General features: G+C 73.3%; 19 protein-coding genes. 16 read left to right on the top strand and 3 right to left on the bottom strand.

Annotated elements, in window-relative coordinates; genetic code table 11:
* The first annotated feature begins 48 nt into the window (after positions 1-48).
* A complete protein-coding gene (locus AC3ANM_RS13885) occupies positions 49-1,293 on the top strand; it encodes an MFS transporter (RefSeq protein ID WP_488285003.1) in 1,245 nt (414 codons plus the stop codon).
* A 40-nt stretch (positions 1,294-1,333) separates the two neighbouring features.
* Here AC3ANM_RS13885 and AC3ANM_RS13880 read toward each other — a convergent pair whose 3' ends face one another.
* The gene (locus tag AC3ANM_RS13880) at positions 1,334-1,909 is read right to left on the bottom strand and encodes a TetR/AcrR family transcriptional regulator (protein ID WP_488285002.1); all 576 of its coding nucleotides are present in this window, start codon (positions 1,907-1,909) and stop codon (positions 1,334-1,336) included.
* 56 nt (positions 1,910-1,965) lie between these two features.
* Here AC3ANM_RS13880 and AC3ANM_RS13875 point away from each other — a divergent pair, with 56 nt between their 5' ends.
* A complete protein-coding gene (locus AC3ANM_RS13875; protein WP_488285001.1) occupies positions 1,966-3,117 on the top strand; it encodes an acyl-CoA dehydrogenase family protein in 1,152 nt (383 codons plus the stop codon).
* Positions 3,118-3,152: 35 nt separating this feature from the next.
* Positions 3,153-3,917, top strand: a complete 765-nt coding sequence (locus tag AC3ANM_RS13870) for a 3-hydroxyacyl-CoA dehydrogenase (RefSeq protein ID WP_488285000.1) — start codon at positions 3,153-3,155, stop codon at positions 3,915-3,917.
* A 303-nt stretch (positions 3,918-4,220) separates the two neighbouring features.
* Here AC3ANM_RS13870 and AC3ANM_RS13865 read toward each other — a convergent pair whose 3' ends face one another.
* Positions 4,221-5,471 carry a sensor histidine kinase gene (locus AC3ANM_RS13865; protein WP_488284999.1) on the bottom strand — a complete coding sequence of 417 codons (1,251 nt, stop codon included), beginning with the start codon at positions 5,469-5,471 and terminating at the stop codon, positions 4,221-4,223.
* 132 nt (positions 5,472-5,603) lie between these two features.
* Between AC3ANM_RS13865 and AC3ANM_RS13860 the strand changes: the two genes are divergently transcribed.
* From AC3ANM_RS13860 to AC3ANM_RS13820, 9 genes are all read left to right on the top strand, one after another.
* Entirely contained in the window at positions 5,604-5,999 is a 396-nt protein-coding gene (locus AC3ANM_RS13860; protein WP_488287956.1) for a VOC family protein, read from the top strand.
* Positions 5,996-6,427, top strand: coding sequence for a VOC family protein (locus tag AC3ANM_RS13855; protein WP_488284998.1), 432 nt, complete (start codon positions 5,996-5,998; stop codon positions 6,425-6,427). Before AC3ANM_RS13860 ends, AC3ANM_RS13855 begins: the two co-directional genes overlap by 4 nt.
* A gap of 27 nt (positions 6,428-6,454) precedes the next feature.
* A complete protein-coding gene (locus tag AC3ANM_RS13850) occupies positions 6,455-6,928 on the top strand; it encodes an NUDIX hydrolase (protein WP_488284997.1) in 474 nt (157 codons plus the stop codon).
* A 51-nt stretch (positions 6,929-6,979) separates the two neighbouring features.
* On the top strand, positions 6,980-9,766 hold the full coding sequence (locus AC3ANM_RS13845) for a penicillin acylase family protein (protein ID WP_488284996.1): 2,787 nt from the start codon (positions 6,980-6,982) through the stop codon (positions 9,764-9,766).
* Positions 9,767-9,845: 79 nt separating this feature from the next.
* A complete protein-coding gene (locus AC3ANM_RS13840) occupies positions 9,846-10,148 on the top strand; it encodes a hypothetical protein (protein WP_488284995.1) in 303 nt (100 codons plus the stop codon).
* Positions 10,149-10,153: 5 nt separating this feature from the next.
* Positions 10,154-10,921 (top strand): DUF5995 family protein, encoded by a 768-nt coding sequence (locus AC3ANM_RS13835; protein WP_488284994.1) that lies wholly within the window; start codon positions 10,154-10,156, stop codon positions 10,919-10,921.
* 113 nt (positions 10,922-11,034) lie between these two features.
* Positions 11,035-11,505, top strand: coding sequence for a GNAT family N-acetyltransferase (locus AC3ANM_RS13830; RefSeq protein ID WP_488284993.1), 471 nt, complete (start codon positions 11,035-11,037; stop codon positions 11,503-11,505).
* Positions 11,502-12,143 carry a class I SAM-dependent methyltransferase gene (locus tag AC3ANM_RS13825; protein ID WP_488284992.1) on the top strand — a complete coding sequence of 214 codons (642 nt, stop codon included), beginning with the start codon at positions 11,502-11,504 and terminating at the stop codon, positions 12,141-12,143. The genes AC3ANM_RS13830 and AC3ANM_RS13825 overlap by 4 nt, the downstream gene beginning before the upstream one ends.
* 250 nt (positions 12,144-12,393) lie before the next feature.
* Entirely contained in the window at positions 12,394-12,570 is a 177-nt protein-coding gene (locus AC3ANM_RS13820) for a hypothetical protein (protein WP_488284991.1), read from the top strand.
* Here AC3ANM_RS13820 and AC3ANM_RS13815 read toward each other — a convergent pair.
* Entirely contained in the window at positions 12,567-13,055 is a 489-nt protein-coding gene (locus AC3ANM_RS13815) for an FBP domain-containing protein (RefSeq protein WP_488284990.1), read from the bottom strand. The genes AC3ANM_RS13820 and AC3ANM_RS13815 overlap by 4 nt on opposite strands.
* A gap of 84 nt (positions 13,056-13,139) precedes the next feature.
* On the opposite strand from AC3ANM_RS13815, the gene AC3ANM_RS13810 reads away from it, so the two are divergent.
* The 4 genes from AC3ANM_RS13810 to AC3ANM_RS13795 all read left to right on the top strand — a co-directional run bounded on the left by AC3ANM_RS13810 (position 13,140) and on the right by AC3ANM_RS13795 (position 15,673).
* Positions 13,140-13,640 carry a GNAT family N-acetyltransferase gene (locus AC3ANM_RS13810; RefSeq protein ID WP_488284989.1) on the top strand — a complete coding sequence of 167 codons (501 nt, stop codon included), beginning with the start codon at positions 13,140-13,142 and terminating at the stop codon, positions 13,638-13,640.
* A gap of 120 nt (positions 13,641-13,760) precedes the next feature.
* A complete protein-coding gene (locus AC3ANM_RS13805) occupies positions 13,761-14,138 on the top strand; it encodes a hypothetical protein (protein WP_488284988.1) in 378 nt (125 codons plus the stop codon).
* Positions 14,139-14,271: 133 nt separating this feature from the next.
* Positions 14,272-15,126, top strand: coding sequence for a class I SAM-dependent methyltransferase (locus AC3ANM_RS13800; RefSeq protein ID WP_488284987.1), 855 nt, complete (start codon positions 14,272-14,274; stop codon positions 15,124-15,126).
* A 79-nt stretch (positions 15,127-15,205) separates the two neighbouring features.
* A complete protein-coding gene (locus AC3ANM_RS13795; protein WP_488284986.1) occupies positions 15,206-15,673 on the top strand; it encodes a GNAT family N-acetyltransferase in 468 nt (155 codons plus the stop codon).
* Positions 15,674-15,696 lie beyond the last annotated feature (23 nt).

The following is a 15,696-nucleotide window of genomic DNA, read 5'->3' as shown; positions in this document are numbered from 1 at the left end:
TGATAATTCACTTGCTAACAGTTAGATGGCTAACTACCATCCTGTGTCATGGCACTCCGCGACTCCCTGCAGGCCCTGCGCTCCACACCGTTCCGCCTCCTCGCAGCCGGACAGGGCCTTTCCTGGCTCGGCGATGCGCTCGTCACCGTGGCCCTGGCCGTGGCGATCATCCAGCGAGGCGGCACCGCCGGCGACCTCGGCGTCGTCATCGGCACCGGCATGGCCTCACGCCTGGCGTTCATGCTCCTGGGCGGGGTCTGGGCCGACCGGCTCCGCCCTCAGCCGCTGATGATCCTGTGCGACCTGGTCCGCGCCGTCGCCCAGGTGCTGCTTGCCCTGGAGTTCACGCACTCCCACCCTTCCGTCGGCGCGCTGTGTGGTCTCTACGTGGTCTCCGGCGCCGCCGCCGCCTTCTTCCGTCCCGCCCTGGCCTCGCTGCAACCGCTGGTGGTGCCGATCGAGCAGCGGCACGCAGCCAACGCCTTCATGGGCCTGCTGCAGAGCGGCGCCAACATCGCCGGCCCCGCCCTCGCCGGCCTCCTGGTCGCCACGACCAGCCCGTCCGCGGCCTTCGTCGCGAACGCGGGCACCTACGTCGTCTCGGCCGTGACCCTCTCCCAGGTCCGGGTGCACGCAGTCCGGATGCCACGACAGCCACTGTGGAAGGAGCTCGGGGCCGGCTGGTCGGAGGTCCGCTCCCGCGGTTGGTACTGGCGCAACCTGATCGGGCACGGCGTGTGGAACACGGCGTCGGGCGTCCTGGCCGTGCTCGCCCCGGTCGTCGCCATCCACCGGCTCGGCGGGGCCGCCGCAGTAGGCATCATCGGCAGCGCCATCGGCGTCGGTGGGGTGATCGGCGGGTTCGCGGCCATGACGGTCCGACCGCGACGCCCCCTGCTCGCAGCCAACAGCGGCCTGGCCCTCACCGGACTTCTCGCCGCGTCCTACGTGTGGCCGGCCCACCTGTGGGTCGTCGTCGTGTGCGCCGTGCTGTCGATGCTCGGCCTGGCGTTCCTCAACGCCTGCTGGGAGACGATCCTCCAGGACCAGTTCCCCCACGGCGTCCTGGCGCGGGTCTCCTCCTGGGACGGACTCACCTCGTTCGTCGGCATGCCGGTCGGCAACGCCCTGGCCGGCCCCCTCGCGGCCGTCTTCGGTATCGAGCACACCCTGGCCGGAACGGCGGCGGTGTTCGTCGTCGCGAGCTTCGCCCCCCTGCTGTCGCGCGGCGTGCGCCGGTTGGACTCGTCCCACGCCCGCAACGGGATGGTCGAGCTCGAGCCGGCCGCCTGACCGCGGCAGTGGGGTGGTGAGGCGGGTCAGGCGGGGCAGGTCAGACGGGGCGGGTCAGCGCCCGGCTGACCAGGCGGCCGAGCTCCTCGAAGGCCGCGGCGTCGCCGAGCCCGGCCCGCTCGGCGAAGTCGCCGCGCTGGATCGCCTCGATGGTGATGCCGATCCACGTCGCCACGAACGCACCGTCGACCGGGGCGACCGCCTTGTCCTCGGACGCGTCGTCGACGAGCTCGCGCACGCGACGGCCGGCCGCCACGGCGTTGTCGCGGTAGCTCGCCCGGGTCAGCTCGAAGCCGGCGACGTCGTCGATGAACTGCCGCGACGCCGGCCGGAGCGCCTCCGCGATGGCCTCGAGGTAGGCCTCGATCCGGCGCAGCGGCGCCCGGCGCGCCTCGACCCTCGACTCGACCAGGGCCGTAGCCCGGCGGAAGAAGTTGTTGACCACCCGCACGGCGAGCTGGTCCTTGCTGGACGCGAGCGCGTAGAGGGTCGTCTTGGAGCAGCGCAGCCGCGCCGCGAGGTCATCCAGGGTCAGGTGCGCGAAGCCCTCGGCCACGACGAGGTCGGTCAACCGGTCGAGCAGGTCGACCTGGCGCGCGGTGAGGGTGCTCGGCATGATCGTCATCATACGGATATCGATACTGCCGTATCCAGTGGAGTATCGTTCGCGTCATGCCCGCAGACCGCCTCATGCCCACCGAGGAAGCCCAGGACCTCATCGAGCTCACGCGCGAGATCTGCGCCGAGCAGCTCGCCCCGAAGGCCTCGGCCGCCGAGGCGGCCGCCGAGCTCCCGCGCGACACCTTCCGCCTGCTCGGCGACGCCGGGCTGCTCTCCCTGGCCTACCCCGAGGAGCTCGGCGGCGGCGGCCAGCCCTACGAGGTCTACCTGCAGGTCGTGGAGGAGATCGCCTCCGCGTGGATGAGCGTCGCCGTCGGCGTCAGCGTCCACTCCCTGACCTGCTACCCAGTGGCGCAGTTCGGCACCGACGCCCAGAAGGCCGAGCTCCTGCCGGCTATGCTCGGCGGCGCGACCCTCGGGGCCTACTGCCTCTCCGAGCCCCAGGCCGGCTCCGACGTCTCCGCGATCTCCACGCGAGCCACCCCGGTCGGTGACGGCGCGTCATACGCCCTCAAGGGGACCAAGGCCTGGATCTCCCACGCCGGGCACGCCGACTTCTACACGACCTTCGCCCGCACCGGCGACCACCCCAGCCGCGGGCTGTCCTGCTTCATCGTGCCGGCCGACACCGAGGGACTGCGCTTCGGCGAGCCCGAGCGCAAGATGGGCCTGGCCTGCGACACGGTGCGCCAGGTCTACTTCGAGGACGCCGTCGTCGACGCCGGCCGCCTGGTCGGCGAGCCGGGCATGGGCATGTCGATCGCCCTGTCCGCCCTGGACTCCGGCCGGCTCGGCATCGCCGCCGCCGCGACCGGCCTGGCTCAGGCTGCCCTCGACGTGGCCGCCGGATACGCCACCGAGCGGCACCAGTTCGGCCGGGCGATCAGCGAGTTCCAGGGCCTGTCGTTCCTGCTCGCCGACATGGAGGCCGCGGTCACCTCGGCGCGTGCGACCTACCTGCACGCGGCCCGGCTGCGCGACGCCGGCCGGCCGTTCAGCAAGCAGGCGGCCATCGCCAAGCTGGTCTGCACCGACGCCGCGATGAAGGTCACCACCGATGCGGTGCAGGTCCTCGGTGGCTACGGTTACACGCAGGACTTCCCGGTCGAGCGCTACATGCGCGAGGCCAAGGTGACCCAGATCTTCGAGGGCACCAACCAGATCCAGCGCCTGGTCATCGCCCGTCAGCTGTTGCGCGGCTGACCACCCCGTCCCCGACACCACAGCGAGGAATCTCCTTGAACATCAACGACTCCACCGTCGCGCTCGTCACCGGTGGCGCCTCCGGCCTCGGTGAGGCCACCGTCCGCCGCCTGCACGACGGCGGCGCCTCGGTCGTCATCGTCGACCTGCCCTCCTCCCCCGGCAAGGCCCTGGCCGAGGAGCTCGGCGACCACGTCCGCTTCTCCCCCGCCGACGTGCGCGACGAGGACCAGGTGCAGGCGGCGATCGAGGTCGCCAAGGAGCTCGGCGACCTGCGCGTCGTCGTCAACTGCGCCGGCGTCGGCACCCCCGGCCGGGTCGTCGGCAAGAAGGGCCCGCTGGACCTGGAGTCCTTCCGCAACGTCATCGACATCAACCTCGTCGGCACCTTCAACGTCCTGCGCCTGGCCGCCGCCGCGATGCTCGACAACGAGCCGATCGACGGCGACCGCGGCGTCATCGTGATGACCGCCTCGATCGCCGCCTACGACGGCCAGATCGGACAGGCCGCGTATGCCGCGTCCAAGGGTGGCGTCGTCGGCCTCACCCTTTCGGCGGCCCGCGACCTGGCGGACAAGGACATCCGCGTCGTCACCGTCGCCCCGGGCACCTTCGAGACGCCGATGCTCTCCGGCCTGCCCGGTGACGTGAAGGCCGTCCTCGAGGCGCAGGTGCCGCACCCCTCGCGGCTGGGCAAGCCGGGCGAGTACGCCTCCCTGGTCGCCCACATCGTCGACAACCCGATGCTCAACGGCGAGGTCATCCGCCTCGACGGCGCGCTGCGGATGCCCCCGCGCTGACGCGCGGGCGTCCGGTCAGCCGGGGGAAGGCAGCAGGTGACCTAGGTCCCTGTCGGGCGGCGACCCGGCGGCATACAAAGGATGCACGCCCTCCGGGAACGGAAGGCGGATCGGTCAGCAAACGAGGTCCAGACCGCGAGGTGACTCGCGGACCCGCCGTGACGGACGGGGGGACATGGCGCACTGACCGAAGTCCGGGAGCGTCACGCCGGGACAAAAAAGGAGGCCCCGCCAACTCATACTTGGCGGGGTCTCACTTTGCGCCTCGGAGGATACCGGCAGGTCGGGGCGCCGGCCAAAAGCTCAGGCGGGGACCGACCCCGGGTCCGGGAGCTCGAACCACGCGGTCGTGCCCCCGCCGGCGCGCGGCTCCAGGCCGATCTCGCCCCCGTGCGCCTCGACGACCCGGCGGCTCGTGGCCAGTCCGATGCCGTGGCCGTCGGCGTCGACCTGACCGGTCCGGCTGAACATGGCGAACACGTCCTCGGCCCGGTCGGCGGGGACCCCGACCCCACGGTCGGCCACCTCGACCCGCCAGCCGCCCGCGACCCGCCGGGCCGAGATCGACACGTCGGGAGCAACGCCGGCGGGGACGAACTTGAGGGCGTTGGTGACGAGGTTCTGCAGCACCGAGCGGAGCTGGTGCTCGTCGCCACTGACGACCGGGAGGGTGTTGATCGCGAGGTTGCCCCCGCTGGAGCGGACGAGCTCGCTGACGTCGTCGCGCACCAGGTAGGCCAGCCGGGCCAGGTCGACCTTCGTCGAGGCGAGGCGGCCGCCGATGTGGCCGTAGTCGAGCAGCTCCGACATCTGCGACAGCATCCGGGCAGCGGCCTGCCCCGCCCGGCCGGCCAGCCACGCCGCCTCGGCGTCCCCGGCCACCGAGGGCAGCCCGGCGAGCTCGTCGACGTAGCCCATCACCGCGGTGAGGGGGTTGCGCAGGTCATGGCTGACCTGGTCGGCGAACGCCCCCAGCTGCTCGTTGGAGCGCCGCAGCTCCTCCCGGGCCCGGGTCAGCTCGTCCAGGGAGTCCTGCAGCTGGGCGGTGCGTCGGCGCAGCTCGAGGATGTCGACGACCTGCTTCGCCAGGGCGTCCACCGCACCGGTCTGGGACGGGGTCATCGCGCGGGGTTCCTCGTCGAAGACGCACAACGTGCCGATGGTGACCCCGGCCGGAGTGCGCAGCTGGCTGGAGACGTAGAACCGCACGTTGGCGATCACGCCGGTGACGAACGGGTTCTGCCGGAAGCGCGGGTCGGTCCGCGCATCCGCCAGGAGGATCGGGGCCTGCTGGTGGATCGTCACCTCGCACATGGACTCCTCGCGGGTGCAGATCGAGGGGCCGACGCCGTAGGTCGCGACCTGGTGCTGGTGCGTCGCGTCGATGAGGTTGATCGCCGCGGTGCGGGCCCCGCACACGAGCGCCGCGAGCTCGGCGAGCGCCGCCAGCTCGGGCTCCACCGCGTGGCCGATGACGTCATAGGCGGCGAGCTCGGCGACCCGTGCGGCGGTGGTGGCCGGGGGCTCGGCGAGGGTGACCTGGGAGGTGTCCATGGCGGCGACCATCCTGCCCGATTGGTGCTGTTTGCGTCCGTTGATCGCCACAGCTCACCCGCTTGGGGGATCCGCGGACGAGGCCCCGGGCGCAGGGTGGCGAAGACGGGGGCCGAAGGAGGAGTGAGAGAGATGCTCAAGGACCTGCACGTGCACACGACGCTTCCTGCGACCGACCTGGCCCGGGCCCAGACCTGGTACAGCGAGAAGCTCGGGCTGGACCCCGACGAGAAACAGGCCAGCGGCCTGACGTATCGCTGCAAGGACTCGCAGTTCGTGATCTACCCCGGCGCCAACGCCGGCAGCGGCCGGCACACCCAGATGGGGTGGCAGGTGAGCGACATCGTGGCGGAGGTGGCCGACCTCAGGGCTCGCGGGGTGGAGGTCGAGAGCTATCCCGACATGCCGGGCTTCGACACCGCGACCGGGATCGCCACCATCGGCTCGGCCAAGGCCGCGTGGTTCCGCGACAGCGAGGGCAACATGCTCGGCCTGGTCCAGCTTCCCGACAGCGGACAGGCTTCGTGACCGACGACGCTTCCTTCCCTCCCGGGGGCGATCAGGCGTTTCCCGCCGAGGGGATGGAGCTGACGCAGATCCTCGTCGTCGCCGACCTCGCTCGCTCCCGCGACTGGTACCGCGACGTGCTCGGCGCCGAGCTGGTCCGCGAGTACGGCGGCACCTCGGCCGTGTTCCGGTTCCAGGGGGCCTGGCTGCTCCTGGTCACCGGTGGTGGCCCGACCCCGGACAAGCCGGACGTCACCTTCGCGGCGCCGGCGGACCCCGCACGGGTCAGCCACGCGATGACGATCCGGGTGCCCGACTGCCGGCATGCGTATGCCGTGCTGCTGGCCCGCGGGGCCGACTTCCTCACCGCGCCGCACGAGTGGGAGTGGGAGACCCGCGCCTTCTTCCGGGACCCCGACGGCCACCTCGTCGAGATCAGCCAGGCCTGACCCGCCCCGGCCCGCCAGACTGCCGTCATGACACGACGCAGCGCCGGCATCCTGCTCCACCGGCTCAGCGGCGGCGCCCCGGAGGTCCTCCTCGGCCACATGGGCGGGCCGTTCTGGGCCCGCAAGGACGACGGGGGGTGGTCCGTCCCCAAGGGTGAGCACGACGACGCCGAGGAGCCCGAGGACGCCGCCCGCCGGGAGTTCACCGAGGAGCTCGGGCTGCCCGTGCCCGACGGGGCGTGGACCGACCTCGGCGAGGAGCGCCAGCGCAGCGGCAAGGTCGTGCGCGTGTTCGCCGTGGCCGCCGACCTCGACCCGGCGGCCGCGGTGTTCGGGACCTTCGAGCTGGAGTGGCCGCCACGCAGCGGCCGCACGCAGTCCTTCCCCGAGCTGGACCGGGTCGCCTGGCTGGACCTCGACACCGCCCGCGTCAAGCTGGTCGCGGGCCAGCGCGTGTTCCTCGACCGGCTGGCGTCCCACCTCTCGGCTACCGATCAGTAACCTGCGCGCCGGACTCCTCGTTACCCCGGTCACACCCGCCGAGGAGGACCGATGTCGCCCGTGCTGCGCCGTGACCGTGACCGCTCCACCCACCGCCCCGGTCCGCTCATCGCCGTCGTGGCCGCCGTCGCGGGGACCGTCGTCGCCGTCGCGGCCGCGCCGGGCGCTTCGGCGGCGGGGGCGCCAGACCCGCTGGAGACCGCCGTCCGCAACGTCCTCCCGCCGGGCCAGTCCGGCAGCATCGACGCCGCGCGCCTCGCGACGGTGGTCTCCGGGGACCCCCAGGGCCGGGTCGCCATCGAGGGCCGGAACGCCCCGGCCAACTTCGCCGACCAGCTCGAGATGTATGACGGGCTGAACCGCCTCGACCCGGCCTCCGTCAGCGCCGGGGACGTCGGGCGCCTCTACAAGCGCGCCGGGTTCACCCCCGACTCCGTCGTCCGCAGCGCGACGCCCCGGCCCGGGGTGAGCATCCGCTGGGACGCCTACGGGGTGCCCTACGTCGACGGGAAGAGCGCCGAGGACGTCGCGTTCGGCGCCGGCTACGCCGGGACGATGGACCGGATGTTCCTCCAGGACGTCCTGCGGCACGCCGGCGCCGCCCGCGCCGCGGAGTTCCTCGGGCCGACCGAGGGCAACGTCGCGATGGACCGGCACCAGCTGCAGATCGCGGCCTACACGCCGGCCGAGGCGCAGGCCCAGATCGAGGGCGTGGTGCAGCGCTACGGGGAGGAGGGCCGGGCACTGCTCGCCCGGGCCGACGCCTACCTGGCCGGGATCAACGCGGCCCAGCACGCGCTGTGCCCGGCCAACCTGCCGGCCGGGCCGCACTGCCCGGTCGAGTACGCCGCGCTGCAGAAGGTTCCCCGGGACTGGACCCGCGCCGACCTCGTCTACGTCGCCTCCCTCGTCGGCGGCATCTTCGGCAAGGGCGGGGGCGGTGAGGCAGACAACGCGCGCTGGCTGCAGCAGCTCCAGGCCCGTTTCGGCGCCACGAAGGGCCTGGCGTACTACCGCGACCTGCGCGCCAAGAACCACCCCGAGGCGCCGACGACGGCCACCGTCCGCACGCCCTACGGCGGCGGCGACCCCGACCCGGCGCAGGCCGGCGTGGCCCTGCCCGACCTGAACGGGCCCATCGCGGACGGGACCGGTTCGGACGCCGGTGGTGGCGGCCTCCCGTTGCCCACGACACCGCCGTCCCTCGGGCTGGACATGCCGCACGGCTCCTTCCTGCCGTTGACCACGCGGGGCGCGAGCAACGCTGCGCTCATTGCGGGTTCGCGCTCGGCCGATGGGCACCCGACCGTGGTGTTCGGGCCGCAGACCGGTTACTACGCCCCGCAGCTGCTCAGCGAGGAGGTCCTCAACGGCCCCGGCATCCACGCCCGCGGGGTCTCCTTCGCCGGCACGTCGCTGGTCGTCGAGCTGGGCCGCGGCCTGGACTACGCCTGGAGCGCGACCAGCGCCAGCAGCGACATCGTCGACACCGTGGCCGAGCGCTTGTGCGAGCCCGACGGCTCCACCCCGACCGTGCACAGCACGCACTACCTCGCCGACGGCCGGTGCGTGGCGATGGACTCGTGGGTCCACAAGGAGACCGCGGTGCCCAACGCCGGGGCCACCAACCCGCCGGAGCAGCTGCGGATGCAGGTCCTGCGCACCGGGCACGGCATCGTGCAGTCCCGGGTGACGGTGCACGGCATACCGGTCGCGCTGGTCCTGCAACGGTCGACCTACGGTCACGAGGTGGACTCGGTCATCGGGTTCGCCCGGGTCAACGACCCGGCGCAGGTGCACGACCCGGCCTCGTTCGACCGGGCCATGAGCGGGATCGACTACACGTTCAACTGGTTCTTCGCCAACGACAAGGACATCGCCTACTTCGGCTCCGGCCGGCTGCCGCAGCGGGCCGCGGGGACCGACCTGGACTTCCCGCGCTGGGGTGAGGGGAGCTACGACTGGACCGGGTGGGTGCCGCTGAGCGGCCATGTGCAGCAGGCGAACCCGCCGTCGGGCTACTTCGTCTCGTGGAACAACAAGCAGGCGCCGGGCTTCTCCGCCGCCGACAACGTCTGGGGCTACAACTCGATCTACCGCTCGCGGGCGCTCTCGGACCGCGTGGGCGCGCTGGCCCGCGCCGGCGGCGCGACCGTCCCGCAGCTGGTGGGCGCGGTGGCCGACGCGGCGACGGTCGACAGCCGCGCGCGATACACGCTGCCGGCCCTGCTGGCGGTCCTCGGCGACGGCGGCTCCGACCCGCAGACCCGCAAGGCCGTGGGCCTGCTGCGCGGCTGGCTGGCCGACGGGGCGCACCGGGTCGACCGGGCCCGGACCGGTCACTACGCCGACCAGGCGGCCATCGCGCTGTTCGACGAGTGGTGGCAGCCGCAGCACGAGGCCGTGCCGGACTCCTCCCCCGGCGCCCTGCCCAAGGACGTGCTGCGCCCCGTGCTCGGGTCCCTGGTCGACCAGCTGCCCAAGGCGCTGGACGACCACCCGCGGGAGGGCAAGGGCTCCTCGTGGAACGAGATCGCCTGGTACGGCTACGTCGACGCCGAGCTGCGGCGGGTGCTGGGCACCGGGCCGGCGGGGACCCGCACGGCCTCGCTGTGCGGCACCCGGAGCGCGTGCACCGACACGGTGCGGCAGTCGCTGACCGCGGCCGTGCAGCGGGCCCTGGCCGCGCAGCAGGTCACGGACGTGGGCGCGCTGACCTACGACAAGCACCTGGACGACATCCGGCACACCACCGCCGGACTGGTCGGGGTGCGGCCGATCGACTGGCAGAACCGGCCGACGTTCCAGCAGGTCGTGCACTTCACCACGGCGCGTTAGCGGCCGCTACGCCCTTCGCCGGAGGCCCCGCGCCTCCGGCGGAGGGACCGTGGAGCCACCTGCGGCGCAAGGAGGAACCATGGCCGGTTTCGTGCAGATCATCGACATCACGACGTCGCGTATCGACGAGATCCAGAAGCTCGCCGACGACTGGCGCGACATGCGCGAGGGCGGCGAGGGCGGCCCGTCGCGCGGCATGTTCACCGCCGACCGGGACCGCCCGGGGCACTACCTGAACATCATCGAGTTCCCCTCCTACGAGGAGGCGATGGCCAACTCCGAGCGCGCGGACACCACGGCGTTCGCCGAGCAGCTCGCCGCCCTGTGCGACGCCCCACCCAGCTTCACCAACCTCGACATGCGCGAGGTCTGGACGCGCTGACCGTCGTGGAGCAGCCGGTCGGCGGTGTCGTGGGCATCGAGGCCCTGCTCGCACGCATGCACCGGCTGCTCGCCCCGCTCGAGGCGGCCGGCGACCCGCGCCGCTACTTCCTCGCCGCCTACCTGCGGACCACCCAGGCGGTCCGCGAGGAGCTGGCCGTCGGCGGGTTCCAGGACGGCGAGTGGGTCGAGCGGTGGGACATCGCCTTCGCCGACCTCTACCTCGACGCCCTCGAGGCGTACGGCCATGGCGCTCCGGTGCCCCGGCCGTGGGCGGTGGCGTTCCGGGCCCGGGGCCTGCCGCCACTGCGGCACATGCTGTTGGACATCAACGCCCACATCAACTTCGACCTGCCCCAGTCGCTGCTCGCCGTCATCTCCAGCGCCGACTTCGACGACCCCGTGCTGATGCGCTGGCGCCACCTGGACCACGAGCAGATCGACGAGGTGCTGGCCCAGCGGGTCGGCGCCGAGGACGACGAGCTGGCCCGGCTCGGCGGGTCGACCCTGACCGACCGGCTGCTGCGCCCGCTCAACCGGCTGGGGACCCGCCGCTTCCTGAAGGAGTCGCGGGGCAAGGTGTGGGCCAACGCGGTCCTGCTCGACCGGGCCCGGCGCCGCAGCACGTTCGCCCTCGCCGGCGCCCTGGCCGATCTGGAGGAGGCCAGCGCGGCGCGGGTCGCCCAGCTGACCGCCCCCGGGCCGGTGATCCTGCGCCTGGCGGTGCGCGGGTTCGGCGTGCAGCTCGGCCCCGGCGACCAGCGCTGGCCCTGACCGGTGACGGCCGGCCGGCCGGCGGCCGGCCGCCCAGGATGATCCGGTCGCGCGTCGCCCCGGCTCGGCCTACCCTCCGCGGAGGGGGATCGCTCTCGCGCGGGGGGTCGGACGTGGACATCAGGCTCGCGGACACCAAGGACGCGTATGCCGTGCGCAGCGTCGGGTTGCGCACGTGGCCGGTGACCTACGAACCCATCGCGGGGCCGGCGTTCGTCGCGCACGGCCTGGCCCGCTGGTGGTCCCCGGAGGCGGTGCGCCGCGGGATCGAGCGGAAGGGCACCTTCGTCGCGGTGACCGGCGACGACGTCGTGGGCACCGCCACCGTCGGCGAGCTGGACGGGTTCCCCGTGCTGTGGAAGCTCTACGTGCTGCCCGAGCTGCACGGCTGCGGGATCGGCTCGGCCCTGCTGAGCGCGGTGGTGCAGTCCCTGCCGGCCGGTTCCCAGCGGCTGCGGCTGTCCTACGTCGACGGCAACATGGAGGCCCGGCGGTTCTACCGTCGCAAGGGGTTCGTCGAGGTGACCCGCGAGACCGACGCCGAGGGTGGACCCGACACCGTCTGGATGGAGCTCGCCTGGTGACCGCAGCAACCGACTGGCAGGCGTGGCACGCGCCCTACGCCGACCCCGGTTCGCCGCTGTCACGGCGCCTTCGCCTGGTGCAGGGCCACGTCGAGGACTGGCTCGAGGAGCGCTCCGGCGCGCTGTCCCGGGTCGTGAGCCTCTGCGCCGGCGACGGGCGTGACCTGCTCGAGGTGCTCACCCGCCGCGTCGGACGCGACCGGGTCGAGGCCACCCTCGTCGAGCTGCACCCCGGCCTGGTGGCCGACGCGCGCCGGCACGCGGGCGGGTTGCCCGACGGCCTGCGGGTGCAGGTGGTCGAGGGCGACGCCGGCCGGAGCGACCACTACGTCGACGCCGTCCCGGCCGACCTCGTGCTCCTGTGCGGGGTCCTCGGCAACATCGGCGACGAGGACGTCCACGCGACCATCGCGGCGCTGCCGGGCTTCTGCACGGACGGGGCCACGGTCGTCTGGACGCGCTCGCGCCGCGAGCCGGACCTGACCCCGGTGATCCGGCGCTGGCTCGCCGACGCCGGCTTCGCCGAGGTGGCCTTCCACGCCCCGGCGGACGTCCTCTTCTCCGTGGGCGTGCACCGGTTCACCGGCGAGCCGCGGGACCTGCCGCGGGGACGCACCCTCTTCACCTTCGTGCGCTGAGCCAAGCCGTCGCGGGCGTCCGGCTCCGGGTGCCACGAGCCGCACCCGGCCCATGACCGCAGCGGGCGCAGACCATGCCATGCGTCGCGCGCTGCCCGGCGGCTGGCCATGACCTCCCGGTGCAAACGGCCGCATCGGGAGCCAACTCCGGTCAGGACTTGGTAAAGCCTCGCTTCCGCGCACGACCGGGCTGCCACGCTGACAGCGTCAGATCCCCCCTCACCCCCTGGAGGCGGCGGTGCACGACCTCGTGACCCCCTTGCGATCCCGGCTCCGCGGTAGCGGGCCCAGCGCCTTCCCGACGTTCGCCGTCGAGCTCGTCGCGCAGAGCCTGCTCGACGGCACCATCAGCCTTGCCGAGCTCGACGCGTTGAGCGACGAGGAGGCCCTGCTGACCGTGGCCACCCGCCGCGCGATGCCCGCCTAGGCGGCCAGCACCCGGTCGACGAAGGCATCCAGCCGGTCCGCCAGGCGGCGAGCCCGCTCCTCGGGCTCGAGGTGCTCCCCCTGGGGCAGCTCCAGCTTGCGCAGGCCGCGGGCGTAGAGCGAGCAGGCCAGGTCGGCACAGATGTAGGTGCCGACCGTGTTGCCCTCGCGGCCGGCCGAGCCGGCCTTGGGCGCGACGAACAGCACGACGTCCGAGGGCTTGTGCGCCGCGAAGCACACGTTGCACAGCGCCGAGCCACGGCCGCCGGTGGTGGACGGGGCCCGCAGCGCCAGCCCCAGCGGGCGCTCGCCGCGCCACAGCACCAGGTATGCGCGGGCCGGCGCCTTCGGGTCACGCCACCCCAGGTAGTCCAGGACGTCCCAGTCGGTCGCGTCGAGGCCGGCCGGCAGGTTCATCGCCTTGGCCTGGCTCTTGGAGAGGTTGACGAAGCTGGTCCGGATCTCGGCGGGGGTCAGCGGCTTCATGGGCGCCACGGTGCCATGCCTCTCGGCGCGGGTCGAACCAATAACCGCGGGCGCTCGCGGGTCTCGTTGCGGGAGGCTGCCCCAATGGATTCCGTTGACGTGCAACCCTGCTCGCCCGAGGACATGGGCCGGCTGGCCGCCTGCGGGCTGCCGGCGAAGGTCATGGCCCACCACGACGAGAGGTGGGCCATGCAGCAGCGGGGCGAGGCGCGATACCTGCTGGCGTGGCGGGGTGGCGAGCCCGTGGGGCGGGTGAGCGTGCTCAGGGAGTCGAAGTACCAGCCGGTGCGGGCACGGTTCGAGGACCTGGTGGAGATGAACGCGCTGGAGGCCGCGCCGCAGGGCCAGGGCATCGGCACCGCTGTCGTCCGGGCAGCGGAGGCGAGCGCGCTCGACGGCGACGCCCGCTGGATGGGTCTGGCGGTGGCGCCGGACAACGTGGCAGCCCTGCGGCTGTATGCGCGGCTGGGTTACCGGGACTGGGGGCACGGGGACGTGGTCGACGAGTGGACCGAGCGCGACGAGCACGGCTCGGTGGTGGCCGAGCACCGGACGCCCTGCCACTACCTGGTCAAGGAGCTCTGACCCGGACCGGTCCCGGGCGCAGCGGCGCTCGCGTGTGATCTTGTCCGGAACGCCCTTCGCGCGACCCTCCGTTCGGGTATCCCTGTCGATGCACGAGCGCACGGAGCAGAGGGGACAGCGATGGGACACCGGTCGACGACGGCCACGATGACGGCAGCGCGGGGGCGGCTGTCGCGGGGGCTCGGCTTCCGCCGGCGGCTGGGGCTGGTGGTCGGCGCGATCGCCCTGGTGGTCGGCGGGCTGGTGCTCCTCGTGGGCGGTGGCCGGCCGCAGGCGGAAGTGGCTCTCTCCCGCGGCGAGCTCGTCGTCGGCCTCGTCGCGATCTTCCTGCTCGGCCTGCTCGTCAGCATGGTCCTCGCCTGGCTGATGGCCGGTCCGCAGGCGGCGACGACACGGCACACCCTTCCTCCGGCGCCGGGGACCCGGGCGGCGCTGCGGGCATCACGGTCCCGCACGGCGCTTGGCCGGCCACGCCAGCACGGCCTGACGGAGGGCTGAGCGCACAGCCGCACCCGTTCCGCTCGGCCCCTCCGGCCGCGATGGCGGTCTAGGCTCGCGAAGAAGGCTGGGGCCGAGCCGGTCGGGCAGTCCGGTCGAGTCCGGTCGGGTCCGGTCGGGGAGGGCGGGAGCGATGGCGTCGGTGCGGGTCGACCTCGAGGGCGTGCCCGAGACGTTGCTGTGGAACCTCTACCAGCGGGCGATGGAGGCCGGGCGCGAGCACCCGGTCCTGCACGACCCGCGGGCCGTCGAGCTGGTGGCGGCGATCGACTACCCGTTCGCCGAGCGCTTCGGCACCGGGGAGCTCGGCCAGTGGCAGGCGCTGCGGGCCGCGACCTTCGACCGCGAGGTCCGCCGCTTCATGGCGCAACACCCGGACGGCACGGTCGTCGCCCTCGGCGAGGGGCTGGAGACGCAGTTCTGGCGGGTCGACAACGGCTCGGTCCGCTGGCTCACCGTCGACCTGCCCGAGACCGTGGCGCTGCGCGAGCGCCTCCTCGGCCCGGCGGGCGGGCGACGTGCCGTGTTCGCCGGGTCGGCGCTCGACCCCGCCTGGATGGAGGAGGTCGACGCCTCCCGGGGCGTGCTGGTCACCGCGCAGGGGCTGCTCATGTACTTCCAGCCCGCCGAGGTCCACGAGCTGGTCCGCACCGTGGCCGCCCGCTTCCCCGGCGCGTGCCTGGTCCTGGACGGCGTGCCGCCGTGGTTCAGCCGGCGCACCCTCGCCGGGCAGATGCGCACCAGGCAGGGCTACGTCACCCCGCCCATGCCGTGGGCGCTCGACGCCGCCGAGCGCCGGAGGCTGCTCGAGCTGCCCGGCGTGGACGAGGTGCGCGACCTGGTGCCGCCGCGCGGGCGCGGGCCGCTGCACGGAGCGCTGTTCCCCGTCGTCAACCTGTCCGCCCGGGTGCGCGCGCTGGGCCTGACCGGGCTGCCGATCCTGCGGGTGCGCTTCTCCGCCACCGGCCGTGAGGAACGCCACCGGTGACGGCGGGCGAGGCCACCACACGGCATATTGGGCTCGTGCAGACGGGCGCCACACCGGCAGACGAAAGAGCGGACGCGCCGTGACCACAGGTGTGGTGGTGGAGGTCGCCGACTGGGACAGCCCGGAGGGTGAGGCGCTACGCGCGGCGCAGCGGGTGGAGATCGACGGGCGCTACGGCGCCGACACCGAGCCGGGGCCGAAGCCGAGCGCCGCCGACGTCAGCCTCTTCGTCCTCGCCCGCGACGAGGACGGGCGGGCGGTCGGGTGCGGTGCCCTGCGCCACCTCGGCGGTGACGTGGCCGAGGTGAAGCGGATGTTCGTCGCCGCCGGCCAGCGCGGGCGCGGCGTCGCGCGGGCCGTCCTGGCGTTCCTCGAGGAGCAGGCGCTGGCACGCGGCTGGGTCGTGCTCCGGCTCGAGACCGGGCCGCTGCAGCGTGAGGCCATCGGGCTCTACACGAGCGCCGGCTACGCGCCGATCCCGCTGTTCGGGCACTACGTCGGGTCGGCGCAGTCGCTGTGCTTCGAGCGACGGCTGGGCAGCCACTGACCCCGGGGCCGTGACTCCGGCGC

The sequence above is a fragment of the Oryzihumus sp. JJN4-3R genome (assembly GCF_057747915.1).
Note: the sequence above shows the minus strand (reverse complement) of the source record. Positions and strands in the feature narration are given on the sequence as shown.

Coding starts and splice junctions, on each gene's coding strand:
- AC3ANM_RS13805 (WP_488284988.1), top strand. CDS start 13,761: ATGGGACACCGGTCGACGACGGCCACGATGACGGCAGCGCGGGGGCGG.
- AC3ANM_RS13815 (WP_488284990.1), bottom strand. CDS start 13,055: ATGAAGCCGCTGACCCCCGCCGAGATCCGGACCAGCTTCGTCAACCTC.
- AC3ANM_RS13840 (WP_488284995.1), top strand. CDS start 9,846: ATGGCCGGTTTCGTGCAGATCATCGACATCACGACGTCGCGTATCGAC.
- AC3ANM_RS13810 (WP_488284989.1), top strand. CDS start 13,140: ATGGATTCCGTTGACGTGCAACCCTGCTCGCCCGAGGACATGGGCCGG.
- AC3ANM_RS13860 (WP_488287956.1), top strand. CDS start 5,604: ATGCTCAAGGACCTGCACGTGCACACGACGCTTCCTGCGACCGACCTG.
- AC3ANM_RS13865 (WP_488284999.1), bottom strand. CDS start 5,471: ATGGACACCTCCCAGGTCACCCTCGCCGAGCCCCCGGCCACCACCGCC.
- AC3ANM_RS13850 (WP_488284997.1), top strand. CDS start 6,455: ATGACACGACGCAGCGCCGGCATCCTGCTCCACCGGCTCAGCGGCGGC.
- AC3ANM_RS13880 (WP_488285002.1), bottom strand. CDS start 1,909: ATGCCGAGCACCCTCACCGCGCGCCAGGTCGACCTGCTCGACCGGTTG.
- AC3ANM_RS13875 (WP_488285001.1), top strand. CDS start 1,966: ATGCCCGCAGACCGCCTCATGCCCACCGAGGAAGCCCAGGACCTCATC.
- AC3ANM_RS13800 (WP_488284987.1), top strand. CDS start 14,272: ATGGCGTCGGTGCGGGTCGACCTCGAGGGCGTGCCCGAGACGTTGCTG.
- AC3ANM_RS13885 (WP_488285003.1), top strand. CDS start 49: ATGGCACTCCGCGACTCCCTGCAGGCCCTGCGCTCCACACCGTTCCGC.
- AC3ANM_RS13845 (WP_488284996.1), top strand. CDS start 6,980: ATGTCGCCCGTGCTGCGCCGTGACCGTGACCGCTCCACCCACCGCCCC.